This window comes from Neotamlana nanhaiensis (genome assembly GCF_000943555.1).
GTDB classification, from domain to species: Bacteria; Bacteroidota; Bacteroidia; order Flavobacteriales; family Flavobacteriaceae; genus Neotamlana; species Neotamlana nanhaiensis.
This window is the reverse complement of the sequence record NZ_JTDV01000008.1, coordinates 44,066-58,907: the sequence shown is the minus strand read 5'-3', so window position 1 is coordinate 58,907 and position 14,842 is coordinate 44,066. Positions and strand designations below refer to the sequence as shown.

Genomic DNA, 14,842 nt, shown 5'->3' with positions numbered 1-14,842 from the left:
TTTTAAAGTTAAAATTCGTTAATTTTGAAAACCTGTTTAATTACGACAGAAAAAATTTACTGTCATGTTTAAAATTATGAGTTCAGAAATTAAAAAATATAAACCCATGCAAAACAAAGTTCTTTTTTTATTGACATTAGTTTTTACAATTAGTCTATCATCATTTGCACAGCGCGGTTTAAAAATAGCTTATATTGATACCGAATATATTTTAGAGAACGTTCCCGAATATCAAGAAGCATCAACACAACTTAATAGTAAAGCTGAAAAATGGAAAAACGAAATCCATGAAAAGCTTACCGCAATTGAGCAAAAACGAAAAGACTTGAGCAACGAAAAGGCACTTTTAACTAAAGAGCTAATTAATGAGCGCGAAGAGGATATTTTGTTTGAAGAGCAAGAAATTTTAGATTATCAACAAAAACGCTTTGGTCCCAATGGCGATTTGTTTATTCAGCAAAAGCAATTAATGCAGCCTATTCAAGATCAAATTTTTGCCGCAGTACAAGACATGTCTGAAGCGCGAAACTACGATTTAGTTTTAGATAAAGCAGAAGTGAATATGCTATACTCTAATAAAGCTTACGATATTAGCGAACAAGTTTTACGAAGCATTACAAGAACAGCAAAACGAAACCAAGCCCAAACTAAAGCAGAAAAAAAAGCAGCTAAAGCGGAAGAAGTGGTTCCTGAAGAAATAAATACAGATTTAGAAGCCAGACAAAAAGCTTTAGAAGAAAAAAGAGCCGCCCGAGAAAGCGCCATTGAAAAAGCAAGACAAGAAAAATTGGCTGCTCGTGAAGCTAAAGTAAAAGCGGCAGAAGAACGCCGACAAAAAATATTGGAAGAACGCGAAAAAGCGCGACAAGCAAAATTAGAAGGAAGAACCGAAACCGAAGAGACTGGCGAAAAAACTAGTGAAACAACCGCTAAAACTGAAACAGGCAAAACAGAAGCTACTAAGACGGAAGAACCCAAAACTAGAGAGCAACTAATTGAAGAAAACAGACAACGCAAATTAGCCGAAAGAGCTGCTAGAAAAAAAGAATTAGAAGAAAAAAAGAAAAAAATACTAGAAGAAAGACAAAAAGCTAAAGATAGCTTAAACAACAATTAATAATTTATAACACACAATTAATACATTTTAAAATGAAACACTTAAAAACTATTTTATTAGCAACAGCATTATGCATTGGTACTATTAGCTTTACACAAGCACAAAGTAAAGTTGCTCATATAAACACTCAAGAATTAATTGCTGCAATGCCAGAAGCTAAAGCAGCGCAAGCAGAGCTTGAAACATTAGGTAAAACTTACCAAACCGATATTCAAGCCTCTATTACAGAATACCAAAACACGGTAAAACAATACGAAGCTGAAGCTAGCACAAAAACCGATGAAGAAAACCAAAAACGCGGTTTAGAATTACAAGAAAAACAACAACGTATTGCACAATTTAGAGCAGATGCACAAAAGCACATTGCAGAAAAAGAAGCTGAATTATTTAAGCCTATTCAAGAAAAAGCAATGAATGCTATTAACGAAGTTGCCAAAGCACAAGGTTACGACTACGTTTTAGATAGAGCGACTTTAATTGTTGCTGAAGGAAAAGATATTTTAGTAGATGTAAAGAAAAAATTAGGAATTTAATTTACCTATTTTAATAAATTAAAAGACTGTCTCGAGAACTTAATTTTGAGACAGTCTTTTTTATTTTTGCTAAACTATGCAAACAAACGCTATTGGTATTTTTGATTCTGGGGTTGGTGGCACTTCTATTTGGAAGGAAATAAACACGCTTTTACCTTACGAAAATACAATCTACTTAGCTGATAGCAGAAATGCACCTTATGGCCCAAAAGGAAAAGAGGCCATAACAGAATTAAGCATAAAAAACACCGAGTACTTACTTACTCAAAACTGCAAACTTATAGTTGTTGCTTGTAATACGGCAACCACCAATGCTATCGATTTTTTACGTGCAAATTATAATATTCCGTTTATAGGAATAGAACCCGCCATTAAACCTGCGGCATTACAAACCCAAACGAACACTATTGGTATTTTAGCTACACGTGGCACGCTGAGTAGTGCATTATTCTCGAAAACCTCAACATTGTTTGCGAGTAATATAAAAGTTATTGAACAACATGGCGATGGGATTGTAGAACTTATTGAAAGTGGTAAACTATTCTCGGATGAAATGACCAAGCTTTTAAAACAGTATTTACAACCTATGATTGATGCGAATATTGATTATTTGGTATTAGGTTGTACGCATTACCCGTATTTGATGCCTTTGCTGATAAAACTATTACCCCAACATGTAAAAATCATAGATTCTGGAGCTGCTGTTGCGCGACAAACAAAATCTGTTTTAGAACAACACAATTTACTTAATACATCGCTTGTGAAAGGTGAAAACACATTCTTTACTAATAGTAATACCGAAGTTATGCAAAGCCTAATTGGAACTGATTATACGGTTGAGTATTTGAATTTTTGATTGATTAACAAACTATTTTCTTACCATAATCCATTTTACTTCTGAAGTATCTTTTAAGTCCGAACTTGTACAACTACCACCCTCACAAAAACCTAATTTCCATCCCGATTTTAACGCTATAAAATGGCCATAGCCACGTTCAGTTTGTATTTGTACAATATCATTTTGAAGAATATCTAAGCGTTTGGTTCCAACATAATAGCCTTCTGGTGTTCTAAATTTTTTATCCTTAGTTGAAACAAACGAAACGCCAGTACTTTCCTTTTCAACAAATTTGAATTTAATTCCGTTAATCGTAACACATTTCGATGCTTCTATACTTGAAGCACTCGTCATTACAGCTTCATTTTCACATTTGGAATATTCAGACAAACTACGAATCTGCTCTAAGATAGTTTCAATTTCACTTCCGTATTCAGTTTTTTTATTACATGAAAACATCAACAAAATCAAAAAACAAATTATAAAATAACGCCTTTTTAAAAACATAGCTTTTGTTTTAACCCTCCTTAAACCAACCGGAATATTTAATATAGTTATTCGCAATTCTATCGATTTGACCAGAAATTAATTCTGGGCTAACATCCTTTATTTTTTTTGCTGGAACACCTACGTAAATACTTCCCGATTCTACTCTGGTGTTTTGCGTTAAAACAGCGCCCGCAGCAATTATGCTGTTGCTTTCTATAACGCAATCGTCCATAATAATGCTACCCATGCCTACCAAAACGTTATCGTGAATGGTGCAACCGTGCACAATGGCATTATGACCAATAGATACGTTATTACCAATAGTTGTTGGCGCCGTTTGATAGGTTGCATGAATAACCGCTCCGTCTTGCACATTAACCTTATTACCCATTTTTATGTAATGTACATCGCCACGAATTACGGCATTAAACCAAATACTACATTGGTTGCCTGCGGTAACATCGCCAACAATGGTAGCGTTTTCGGCTATATAACAATCGTCTGGTAGCTGTGGGTGTTTTCCGTTTACTGGTTTTATTATTGGCATATTAAATTGATTAATTTCTATTGATTATTAGGTTTCCGTCATTGCGATCCCGAAACTTCGGGAGAAGCAATCTGCTTTATATTTGACAGATTACTTCAGTCATACTTCCTTCGTAATGACAAGTTAATTGAAATACGATAACAATTCTGATTTTTTTGATGCCGAAACCATAATTTCTTTACCGTTACTTAGCACCACGCTTCCGCCCTTACCTTTTACGTATTTTACCACCTCGTTTACATTAACTAAGTACGACTTATGCACCCTCGCAAAGTTGGTAGTGGTTAAAATTTCTTCGAAATACTTTAGTGTTTTGCTTACTATTTTCTTCTTATTATTTTTTAAATAGAGTTCGGTGTAATTATCATCGGCTTTACAAAATAGAATATCTGAGGTTTCTAAAACTTCAAAACCGTCTAATTGCGGAATGGTTATTTTACCACTAACCGTGTTGGTATTTGGCACCAAAACTTGATTTTGTAAGGCGTCTTCTTTGGTTTTTATTTCGGTAACATAATCTACGGCCTTTATAAGCTCATCGATAGAAATGGGCTTCATTAAATAATAACTCGCGTGGGCATTTAGCGCATCGATAGCATAGTGATTGTATGCCGTAACAAATATGGTTTCAAAACTGGCATCGCCTACTTTATCGAGTAAATCGAAGGCATTACCATAAGGCATTTCTACATCTAGAAAAACCACATCCAGATCGTTTTTTCTTATTAAAACTAAAGCTTCGTCTATATTTGCCGCTTCGCCAATTACAGTTACGTTTGGGCAATATTTGGCTAAATAGTTTTTTAAAATGTCTCTACTGGTTTCTTCGTCTTCTACAATTATGGCGGTTAGTTTCATTATTTTTTAGTTTGAGATTTCTCGACAGATTCTGTACTGAGTCCAGACAAAATGCTCGAAGTGCCACTTACAAGCCTTTTGTCTGTGTTCTTTTTTAATCCTTTTTTAGCGTTACAACTACTTGAGTGCCGGTATCGTCTTCCTCCTGAAAATCGGTAATAAACACATCAACTTTGTCTTTGTACATGGTATTTAAAATAGCCACACGCTTTTTTATGTTACCCATGCCTTTTGAGTTTTGTTTCTTTTGATTTTCGGTTTTTAATGCTTTCGATTTTGTTCTTCCTATACCATCATCGGCTATTGTAATAGTTATTTCATCTGGGTTACTTTGCGCAATTTCAATACTTAAAAAACCTTTTGTTTTCTTGTATCGTAACCCATGCCAAACGGCATTTTCTATGTATGGTTGCAACAACATTGGCGGTATTACGAAATCTTGCAGGTTGATGTTTTCATCGACAGCAATGGTGTAATCGAACTTATCTTTAAATCGAAAATGCTCAAGTTTTGTGTACAGTTGAAGCAATTGAATTTCCTTTTCCAACGGAATAAAATCTTCTTCACTATTTTCTAAAACGGCACGCATGAGCTTGGAAAAATCGGTTAAATATTTGTTCGCTGTGCGTTCATCGTTTGAAGCAATAAAACTATTTACAGAGTTTAAAGCATTAAAAATAAAGTGCGGATTCATTTGACTTCGCAAACTCTTTAAGGCCAATAAGTTGTTAGCCAATCGCTGTTGTTTGATATATTTAAACATTAAAAATGCCAGAATTAAGAGCAACAATACACCTCCGATTAAACTATAAATGATGAGTTTTTGCCGCTTGGTTTGCTCGCTAGAAAGTTGGTACTGACTTTCGTTTAAAGCACGATCGCTTTCCAAACTAAGAATTCTATTTTGCTTATTTGCAATATCGCGACTAAACTTAGCGGCTTGCGCAATCTCTTGTTCTTTTTGCGCGTATAGTTTATCGACCAACTCGACGTAAGTTTGGTATGTGGTTAGGGCTTTACTAAACTCGCCGGCATCACGATACACTTCAGATAAACGTCTTGTAGCATCCTTTTGCACAATTAAATCGGCGTTACTATCGGCTTCGGTTATACTTTTTTGATAGTATGGTATGGCGTTGTTATAATCTTTTTGCGCCGCATAAGCATTGGCTATTTTGTAGTTTTGCTTTTGAGGTGTTAACGCACTGGAATTATCAACCGAATCGAACTTTACCGATTGCAAGGTGTTTAATGCCTTTTTACGAAGCTCAATTTCATCTGAAAAATTACTGTTTTCATTTTCAAAATCCGCAACCTTTATTTGTTCTTCTACAGCGCGTTTTTGGTTTTCGGTATTTGCCAAAGACATCGAAGTTTTAAAGAAACCTTTAGCCCTTTGCGGTTCGCCCTTTGCATTGTAGGTTTGTCCTATTTTGGAGTTTAAATCGGTTATTTTAGGCGTAATTAAATGCTGTTGTGCCACCTCTAAACCGTTTTGATAATTGCTTACGGCTTCGTTGTGCTTTTGTGTTGCAAAATAAACATCGCCCACGCCCTCGTAAAGCTCTACAAGTTGCCAATTAGACAATGTTTTTTTTGAAATGCTATTGTAAGTCTCTAAACTTTCCTGGTAATTTTTATTTAGCCTGTAAGCCTTTGCCAATTTTAATTTTGTAGTGTTTGCGGTATTACTTTGCAGACTAATACGATAGTTCGTTACTGCCAAATCGTACTGTTTCCAGTGCATATAAATATCGCCTAAAACTTCGTAAGCTTCACTATTCTGTTTTACAGAACTCCCTTTAGCCAAAGCATCTCCAGCAAATTCAATACTTTTTTTAGCATCTTTTTTTAGGTAAGTTTCGGCAGAATCTATTAAGTTATTAAACGTTTCAGTTCCGGCTATTGACCGCGATATTTTTTTTAATTTGGTTTCTTCTGCTTCGGTGTTAGGCTCAACTTTAACCTTAATACGTTCATTGCTCTGTATGGTATAAAAAACGGTTTCAAAATCTTTATGCCTAATGGTTAATTGGTCGCCTTTACGAGCTTCAATTCTAAACTCACCAAACACATCGGTTGTTGTATAAGATCCACCGTTCACCTCAATATTCACGTTTTGTATCGCCTTGTTCGTATCAGATTCAATAACCGAACCACGAACCGTAAATTTTGGCGCTTCGCTATTTATAACACTTTCGTTCTGTGCAACGGCAATCGCTCCAAACCACAAAAAGAATATCCAAATATGTTTAATAAGTTTTTGCATTTCATTTTAAACAACTGCTAAACTTACGCACTTTACTTGGCATTTTAAAACGGTTACTTTTAAAAATAAGTGGTTTTTTAGTTAAAAATGATGGCTTCACGCATTTATTAGCATCGTTTACTCATTAAAAAGAACGCTTTACGCATTGTAGATTTTTTAAGGTGTTTGTTTGGGGTAGTTTTATGCAAGAATAGACATCATAAAACAATTAAAAAACGAAAGAAAATGAAATCATTAATTAAAACACTTGCATTAAGCGTTGCTTTAATAGCCTTTACAGCTTGCAATGCTAAAACGAAATCGCCTCGATTGGTTGTAAATCCAACCAAAACACAACCGACACCGAACAAACAGTACATTAAAGTCGCTTTACTTTTAGATACTAGCAATAGCATGGACGGACTTATAGACCAAGCTAAAGCGCAACTCTGGGATATTGTTAACGAACTATCTTATGCCAAATGTGGCACAAACAAACCCAACTTGCAAATTGCACTTTACGAATATGGAAACGATAATTTGAATGGCGCCGAGGGTTACATCAGACAAATTTTAGCCTTTAGTGAAGATTTAGATGATATTTCGAAAGAACTTTTCTCATTAACCACAAATGGTGGCAATGAGTATTGCGGACAAGTTATTCAAACGTCATTAAATCAATTAAATTGGGGTAAAAATGCCGATGATTTAAAACTGATTTTCATTGCCGGCAACGAACCCTTTACTCAAGGAAGCGTGAGCTATAAATATGCCGCAACCAACGCTAACGAAAAAGATGTCACCATAAACACCATTTTTTGTGGCGATTACAAACAAGGTATTTCCGGGTACTGGCGTGAAGGTGCACAATTAACCAATGGCGATTACATGGCCATTAACCAGAATCGTAAAACGGTTCACATAGTATCGCCTTACGATGATGATATTTTAATTTTAAATGAAAAATTAAATAAAACATACATTATTTACGGCGACAAAGGCAGACAAAAATTAGCATTACAAGCCGAACAAGATCACAATGCCATTTCTTACAGTAAAGCAAACGCAGTTAAACGAACCGTTAGCAAAAGCTCGCATTTATATAAAAATTCGACTTGGGATTTGGTTGATGCTATTGAAGAAAATGAAGTCGCTGTAACAGACATAAAAGAAAACGCTCTACCCAGTGAATTAAAAGGTAAAAGTGACGCCGAAATAAAAGCTTACATTACTAAAAAAAGTAAAGAACGCGAAGCGATACAAAACGAAATTCAAGAGCTCAATAAAAAACGTACCGAATATGTTTTAAAACAACAAAAAGAAAAAACAAATGGCTTAGAGAATGCCATGATAAAAGCCATTAAAGATCAAGCGAAAAAGAAAAAGTATAGTTGGAACTAAAACCTAGATGTAACAATAAAGAGATCGTCTAAAAAGTGTAAAATCTGTCATTCTGAATTTATTTCAGAATCTTAACAATTGATTTTCAAAACACATTAGAATCTGAAACAAGGTCAGATTGACAAATATGTGGCTTTTTAAACGACCTCTTTTTGTTTTATACTATATCATTTTAATTAACCGCAGGACAATTACATTCGTATCTCGCACGACGACAATTAAAGTTAAACCCAATAGTTATTTGATGAAAGCCACCATTGGTAAAAACAACATCATCAATTTGATGAGAATAGTTATAGGCAAACATTAAATTATTGTAGTTTATACCCAATATTGGTGTAATTTGGTTTAATGTTTGGCTATCAATACTGTTACCATCGTTTACGTATTCAGCACCATCAAAACTTTTTCGGTACGATAAACCTGCCCAAATTCTACCAAAATCCATAGTTTTGTATGCTTTGGCATTCAAATCTATAGCGGCTTCTTGAGTTAACTCGCGTAATTGAAACATAATGGACGGCTCAAAACTCCACGAGCTTCCGTATTTATTAAACACATAACCCGTAGAAAATAAATAACGACGCATATTACTTGTTATAGACAAATCATTATTTACACCAGAATTTTCTAATACATTTTTAACAGTTCCATGTAAATAAAAATCTAAATAATGATATGAAAATCCAAAATCGATATTAAAATTCGTAGCACTTTCTACACCACCACTAACAATAGGATCTGGTCCATCAAACAAAAAACTAGTTTCATCTAGCTGATATTGAATAAAACCAGCACTTAATCCAAAAGAAAGCATATTTAAATCTACTTCGCTTCTAGAAAACATTAAATGATGTGCATAAGTAAAATAAGCTCCTTTTTGTGAATGATAACCATTTTCATCGGCAAAAACAATACCACCAATTCCTGATTGCGAATCACCTATTCTACTATTCGCACTAAGCGTTAGTAACTTAGGTGCATTTTCGTGCCCAAACCACTGTTGGCGGCCAGTTAAACGCACTTTAGCACAGTTAGCTGCACCTGCCATTGATGGGTGAATTAAGTAGTAGTTATCGGTTAAATAATCGGTATATATTGGTAAGCCTTCCTGCGCTGATGCCAAAAATGACATCAAAACAAAAAGTATTACCGTTAACGTATTTTTTTTAGCCATAGATAAAACCAAGTAGGTTAGTATTTTATAAACGTTTGTATTGTAAAAAAATTACGTTCAAAAAATACAAATTTTAATTGGTAATTTCTATTATTTAACACAAGGAACAAACACGAAATATTTAGGCAAGAAAATGTTTCTTTTAGTATTTTTGTAAAAAATTAGTTGAAATGAACACTTTTAAGGTTTCTGTGCAAGAAACAACAAACAATGCCATAGTAAAATTCGAATTAAATCAATTTGTAACTAAAAATCAAAGTTTCGAATTTAACAATATAGACGATGCTAAGCCTTCACCATTAGCACAACAACTCTTTTACTTGCCTTTTGTTAAGAAGGTTTATATATCGAGTAATTTTATTGCGGTAGAGCGCTATAACATTGTAGAATGGAGCGATGTACAAGATGAAGTTGCCCAACAAATTGAAGCTTTTTTAAACAATGGCGGTGTTATAATTGAAGATACGGCCGAAAGCAAAAAAGTGCCTGTTACGGTTTATGCAGAAAGTACACCAAACCCAAGTGTTATGAAGTTTGTGGCTAACAAAAAATTAGTTACTGCTTTATTTGAATTTACCTCGATTGAAGAAGCTAAATTATCGCCTCTAGCAACAGAATTGTTCCATTTTCCGTTTGTAAAAAGTGTGTTTTTTGATGAAAACTACGTTTCTGTTACCAAATTCGATATTACCGAATGGCAAGATATTACACTTGAACTTCGTGAATTTATAAGAACGTATATTGAAAACGGAAAAGATATTGTTTTACCCGAAGCGGCAGAAACTCTAAAAAAATCTACCGAGCAATTAGACCATCAATTTGAAGGTTTAGATGATGTTTCAAAACAAATTGTAAATATCCTTGAAGAATACGTAAAACCAGCTGTAGCAAGCGATGGTGGCAATATTCAGTTTATTGGTTACGACGAAAACACTAAAAATGTAAGTGTGATGCTTCAAGGTGCTTGTAGTGGTTGCCCATCATCAACATTCACTTTAAAAAACGGTATCGAAAACATGTTAAAAGAAATGTTACCAGGTAAAGTTTCGATGGTTGAAGCTATAAATGGATAAAATTTTTATTTTTTCTTGTGACTTTTTTCTGCATTTCGTTTCTAATTTAATGAAGAACAAAAACAATCATTAATTAAAAACAAATATTATGGCAGTATTAAAAGTTATTGAAGTACTATCAAACTCAGAGAAAAGTTGGGAAGATGCTACTAAAAAAGCAGTAAAAGAAGCCTCAAAAAGCTTAAAAAATATTCGTTCGGTTTACGTACAAGATCAAAGTGCAAGCGTAAAAGATGGTGAAGTAACAGAGTTTAGAGTCAATCTAAAAATTACTTTCGAAATCGAATAATTCCCCAAAAAACACCATATCTATATATATTTAAAAGCACTCTTTGGAGTGCTTTTTCTGTGTTATAATGTTTATTTTTGAAGTTATGAAAAGCCTACTTCAAATTTTATGTATAACTACTTTAATGGCTTGTTCATCAAAATCATCAAAAAACATGTCTCAGCCATTCACCAATAATTTAATACACGAAACCAGTCCGTATTTATTACAGCACGCTCACAATCCAGTTGATTGGAATCCCTGGAACGATAAGGTTTTAAAACAAGCTAAAACCGAAAACAAACTGTTACTTATTAGCGTGGGCTATGCGGCTTGTCATTGGTGCCATGTTATGGAGCACGAAAGTTTTGAAGATACTTTGGTGGCGCAAACCATGAATAAACACTACATAAACATAAAAGTTGACCGCGAAGAGCGCCCCGATGTAGACCAAGTTTATATGAATGCCGTACAACTTATGACCGGGCAAGGTGGCTGGCCGCTTAACATTGTAGCACTACCCGACGGCCGCCCAATTTGGGGCGGTACGTACTTTAAAAAAGAGCAATGGATTAACGCTTTAAATCAAATTGCAGAATTGTACCAAAATAACCCTGAAAAACTATACGAATATGCTACAAAACTCGAGCAAGGCATCAAAACTATGGATGCTGTAGTTTTAAATAATAACGCCCCTATTTTTAAACAAGAGTTTATTAAAACGGCTGTTTCAAACTGGCAAAATAACTTCGATAAACATTACGGTGGCACCAATCGTGCTCCAAAGTTTATGCTGCCTAACAACTACCAATTTTTGCTGCGATATGCTTACCAAACCAACAACACCGATGTATTAGATTTTGTAAATCTAACCCTTACAAAAATGGCTTATGGTGGCCTTTACGATCATATTGGCGGTGGTTTTTCGCGTTACTCGGTCGATATAAAATGGCATGTTCCTCATTTTGAGAAAATGTTATACGACAATGCCCAATTGGTTAGTTTGTATGCCGATGCCTATCAGCTCACCAAAAAAGAGCTTTACAAACAAGTTATTATTGAAACCCTTGATTTTGTAAAACAAGAAATGACCACCAAAACTGGCGCGTTTTATTCCTCGCTCGATGCCGATAGTTTAAACCATAAAAACGAATTAGAAGAAGGTGCTTTTTATGTTTGGACTAAAAATGAATTACAATCGCTTTTAAAAGACGATTTCAACCTCTTTTCGGCTTATTACAATATAAACGATTACGGATTTTGGGAACATCATAATTATGTATTAATTAGAAACGAATCCGACGAAAGCTTTTCAGAAAAACACCAAATTTCTATTGAAGATTTAAAAACTAAAAAATCCCAATGGAAGCAAACCCTTAACACCATAAGAAACCAGCGCCCAAAACCACGATTAGACGATAAAACCTTAACCTCATGGAATGCTTTAATGCTTACAGCCTATGTTAATGCTTATCGTGTTTTGGGTGATGATGATTATCTCGCTTCCGCGGAAAAAAACGCGAACTTTATAATTAACAATCAATTACAAGAAGATGGTGCTTTATTCCACAATTACAAAAATGGCAGGAGCTCAATAAACGGGTTTTTAGAAGATTATGCCACAACTATTGAAGCCTTTTTGAAGCTATACGAAGTAACAGGAAACCAACGTTGGTTAAACACCTCGAGAGATCTTGCTAATTATTGCTTCGATTACTTTTTTGATACGGCTAGCAACATGTTCTTTTTCACCTCAAATAAAGACACCGATTTGGTATCACGAAGTATTGAGTATCGCGATAATGTTATAGCTGCAAGCAACTCTATAATGGCTAAAAACCTCTTTAAATTATCGCACTATTTCGATAATGTCTATTATTACAACACAGCGACAACCATGTTAAATAATGTGGTTCCCGAAATGCAAAATTATCCGTCTGGATATTCTAACTGGCTCTCTTTAATGCTTAATTACACTAATCCGTATTACGAGGTAGCCATTGTTGGCGACAAGGCTAAAGAAAAACTAAAAGCGCTCAATGAAACTTACATGCCTAATAAATTGATTGCAATTTCAGAGCAAGAAAGCGAACTTTCTTTATTAAAAAACCGATTTACTCCTGAAAAAACCTTAATTTATGTGTGCGTAAACAATAGCTGTAAACTACCCGTAACTGAAACTAACGAGGCATTAAAACTTATTGAAAAATGACAATTTTCACTATAATTCTACTCTCAATTGTAGCTTTAGAACACTTCTATTTTTTAGTATTAGAAATGTTTTTATGGACCAAACCAAAAGGCATGAAAACTTTTGGGCTAAAATCGGAAGCCTTTGCTAACGATACTAAAGTGCTTGCTGCAAACCAAGGCTTGTATAACGGCTTTTTAGCTGCTGGCATCTTATTTTCAATTTTTAAAAACGATAATTGTGTTGCTATATTTTTTACATGTTGCGTAATTATTGCCGGTGCGTATGGCGCCTATTCTACTAAAAAGATAAAATTATTTTATGTACAATCGGTTCCTGCAATTCTTGCGCTAGTTAGTTTACTTTTTTAAAATAAACTTTAATTTTTTGTGACTATCAAAAAATTTTGTGTCGTAAATAACAGAAAGAAACATTAACAATAATTTCATCTAAAAACCGATGAAAACGATTACAATAATTATAAATTTAAACACTAACAAACAATAAATAATTATGGATTTAACAAACATTGACACAGAAAAATGGATGGACTTAATTTTAGATTACGGTCTTAAAATTGTTGGCGCCCTTGCCATTTGGATAATTGGATCGTGGGTTATAAAAAAATTAATGAAAGGCATTAAAAAAGTAATGCTAAAACAAGAATACGACGAAAGTTTGCAAAAGTTTTTATTAAACCTTGTGGGCTGGATTTTAAAAATTGTTTTAATAATTGTTGCACTTGGCACTTTAGGCGTTGAAACAACTTCGTTTGCTGCTATTTTAGCTGCTGCTGGTTTGGCAATAGGTATGGCACTACAAGGTTCGCTTGGTAACTTTGCTGGTGGTGTTTTACTTATGATTTTTAAACCTATAAGAGTTGGCGATTTAATTGAAGCCCAAGGTGAGATTGGTGTGGTTAAAGAAATTGAAATTTTCACAACCAAACTTACAGGACTTTCAAATAGAGAAATTATTATCCCTAATGCAGCTTTATCTAATGGGAATATTATTAATTACACTACCGAAGGTACGCGTCGTGTAGATTTAGTTTTTGGAGTAAGCTATGATGCTGATATTAAACAAACTAAAGAAGTTATTATGAATGTATTAACCTCCCATCCTAAAGTTTTAAAAGATCCTGCACCTGCTGTAACAGTTTTAGAACTTGCCGATAGTTCGGTTAATTTTGCAACTAGACCTTGGTGTAAAAGTGAAGACTATTGGACCGTTTATTTTGATGTAACTGAAAATGTAAAATTAGCTCTTGATGCTGCTGGTATTGAAATTCCTTACCCACACAGTGTTGAAATACACAAAGACGCTTAAACATTAAGTTTTGAAATATTTTAGACCTGTCAAGTTTTTAAAACCTGACAGGTCTTTTTTTATGTTCGCGAGTTACTTCTTCGATTTTAAAGCGACAAAATCTTTTAAATAATACGGTTCAAAATAAGCGACATCTTCAACAGCATTAGCTTCATATTTTTTGTAAGCTAAACAACTCATTTCGTTGGCAGAAGGTAATTTACCTTCAATAAAAACGGCATTTTCGTGCGGAATTAATGTTTTAGTTTTGTCAACACCGTTACCAATAAAATGTACTTTACCTTGTTTTAAATCTTCCGCGAAAGCGTTATCGTCTAAAATTTGAGCTTGGGTTTCTCTAACTTGATTAAAATTGGCATCAAATATCGCCGAATACACTTCCATACGTCTTGCATCTAACATAGCAACAATTACCCCTTCATTAGCTTTAACTTGATGCGCTAAAGCCGTTAAGGTTGGCACCGAAATTAATGGAATATTTAAGGCAAAACAAAGCCCTTTTGCGGCCGATACACCAATACGCAAACCTGTGTAAGATCCAGGTCCTTTACTTACGGCAATGGCGCTTAAATCTTGCTGTGTTAATTTGGCCTGTTTTAAAACGTCATCAATATAAACATGCAGGCGTTCGGCGTGCGAGTAACCTTTATCGTTATCTTCAATTAAGGCAATAGTTTCTCCGTTTTTTGATACCGAAACCGAGCAATTTGTAGTCGCGGTTTCTATATTAAGGATATATGTAGTCATATTAAAAAAAATTCCCGCCAAAGCGG

The 14,842-nt window shown here is 34.4% G+C and carries 15 protein-coding genes; 9 read left to right on the top strand and 6 right to left on the bottom strand.

Features of this window, described 5'->3' with window-relative positions:
• Window positions 1–76: 76 nt before the first annotated feature.
• The 3 genes from PK35_RS09695 (at window position 77) to murI (ending at window position 2,506) form a co-directional block, all read left to right on the top strand.
• Window positions 77–1,117 carry an OmpH family outer membrane protein gene (locus PK35_RS09695; protein WP_238320904.1) on the top strand — a complete coding sequence of 347 codons (1,041 nt, stop codon included), beginning with the start codon at window positions 77–79 and terminating at the stop codon, window positions 1,115–1,117.
• A gap of 32 nt (window positions 1,118–1,149) precedes the next feature.
• Window positions 1,150–1,650: an OmpH/Skp family outer membrane protein gene (locus PK35_RS09690; RefSeq protein ID WP_044626521.1), complete on the top strand. Its 501-nt coding sequence runs from the start codon at window positions 1,150–1,152 to the stop codon at window positions 1,648–1,650.
• Window positions 1,651–1,726: 76 nt separating this feature from the next.
• The gene (gene murI / locus PK35_RS09685) at window positions 1,727–2,506 is read left to right on the top strand and encodes a glutamate racemase (protein WP_044626520.1); all 780 of its coding nucleotides are present in this window, start codon (window positions 1,727–1,729) and stop codon (window positions 2,504–2,506) included.
• 12 nt (window positions 2,507–2,518) lie between these two features.
• Here the strand turns inward: murI and PK35_RS09680 are convergent, their stop codons facing one another.
• The 4 genes from PK35_RS09680 to PK35_RS09665 form a co-directional block, all read right to left on the bottom strand.
• Window positions 2,519–2,995 carry a hypothetical protein gene (locus PK35_RS09680; protein ID WP_131474407.1) on the bottom strand — a complete coding sequence of 159 codons (477 nt, stop codon included), beginning with the start codon at window positions 2,993–2,995 and terminating at the stop codon, window positions 2,519–2,521.
• Window positions 2,996–3,005: 10 nt separating this feature from the next.
• Window positions 3,006–3,524: a gamma carbonic anhydrase family protein gene (locus tag PK35_RS09675; RefSeq protein ID WP_044626518.1), complete on the bottom strand. Its 519-nt coding sequence runs from the start codon at window positions 3,522–3,524 to the stop codon at window positions 3,006–3,008.
• 123 nt (window positions 3,525–3,647) lie between these two features.
• Window positions 3,648–4,382, bottom strand: coding sequence for a LytR/AlgR family response regulator transcription factor (locus tag PK35_RS09670; protein WP_044626517.1), 735 nt, complete (start codon window positions 4,380–4,382; stop codon window positions 3,648–3,650).
• A gap of 94 nt (window positions 4,383–4,476) precedes the next feature.
• Complete coding sequence (locus PK35_RS09665) at window positions 4,477–6,651, bottom strand: tetratricopeptide repeat-containing sensor histidine kinase (RefSeq protein WP_044626516.1); 2,175 nt, start codon at window positions 6,649–6,651, stop codon at window positions 4,477–4,479.
• A 225-nt stretch (window positions 6,652–6,876) separates the two neighbouring features.
• On the opposite strand from PK35_RS09665, the gene PK35_RS09660 reads away from it, so the two are divergent.
• Entirely contained in the window at window positions 6,877–8,031 is a 1,155-nt protein-coding gene (locus PK35_RS09660) for a vWA domain-containing protein (protein WP_044626515.1), read from the top strand.
• 172 nt (window positions 8,032–8,203) lie between these two features.
• On the opposite strand, the gene PK35_RS09655 is transcribed toward PK35_RS09660, so the two are convergent.
• Window positions 8,204–9,208 carry a PorP/SprF family type IX secretion system membrane protein gene (locus PK35_RS09655; protein WP_044626514.1) on the bottom strand — a complete coding sequence of 335 codons (1,005 nt, stop codon included), beginning with the start codon at window positions 9,206–9,208 and terminating at the stop codon, window positions 8,204–8,206.
• Window positions 9,209–9,378: 170 nt separating this feature from the next.
• Here PK35_RS09655 and PK35_RS09650 point away from each other — a divergent pair, with 170 nt between their 5' ends.
• From PK35_RS09650 to PK35_RS09630, 5 genes are all read left to right on the top strand, one after another.
• A complete protein-coding gene (locus PK35_RS09650) occupies window positions 9,379–10,281 on the top strand; it encodes a NifU family protein (RefSeq protein WP_044626513.1) in 903 nt (300 codons plus the stop codon).
• Window positions 10,282–10,369: 88 nt separating this feature from the next.
• Window positions 10,370–10,570 carry a dodecin family protein gene (locus tag PK35_RS09645; RefSeq protein ID WP_044626512.1) on the top strand — a complete coding sequence of 67 codons (201 nt, stop codon included), beginning with the start codon at window positions 10,370–10,372 and terminating at the stop codon, window positions 10,568–10,570.
• A 154-nt stretch (window positions 10,571–10,724) separates the two neighbouring features.
• Window positions 10,725–12,761 (top strand): thioredoxin domain-containing protein, encoded by a 2,037-nt coding sequence (locus PK35_RS09640; protein WP_044626672.1) that lies wholly within the window; start codon window positions 10,725–10,727, stop codon window positions 12,759–12,761.
• Complete coding sequence (locus tag PK35_RS09635; protein ID WP_044626511.1) at window positions 12,758–13,111, top strand: DUF1304 domain-containing protein; 354 nt, start codon at window positions 12,758–12,760, stop codon at window positions 13,109–13,111. The genes PK35_RS09640 and PK35_RS09635 overlap by 4 nt, the downstream gene beginning before the upstream one ends.
• 142 nt (window positions 13,112–13,253) lie before the next feature.
• Complete coding sequence (locus PK35_RS09630) at window positions 13,254–14,069, top strand: mechanosensitive ion channel family protein (RefSeq protein WP_044626510.1); 816 nt, start codon at window positions 13,254–13,256, stop codon at window positions 14,067–14,069.
• 72 nt (window positions 14,070–14,141) lie between these two features.
• Here PK35_RS09630 and tsaB read toward each other — a convergent pair whose 3' ends face one another.
• On the bottom strand, window positions 14,142–14,816 hold the full coding sequence (gene tsaB / locus PK35_RS09625) for a tRNA (adenosine(37)-N6)-threonylcarbamoyltransferase complex dimerization subunit type 1 TsaB (protein ID WP_044626509.1): 675 nt from the start codon (window positions 14,814–14,816) through the stop codon (window positions 14,142–14,144).
• Window positions 14,817–14,842: the final 26 nt, after the last annotated feature.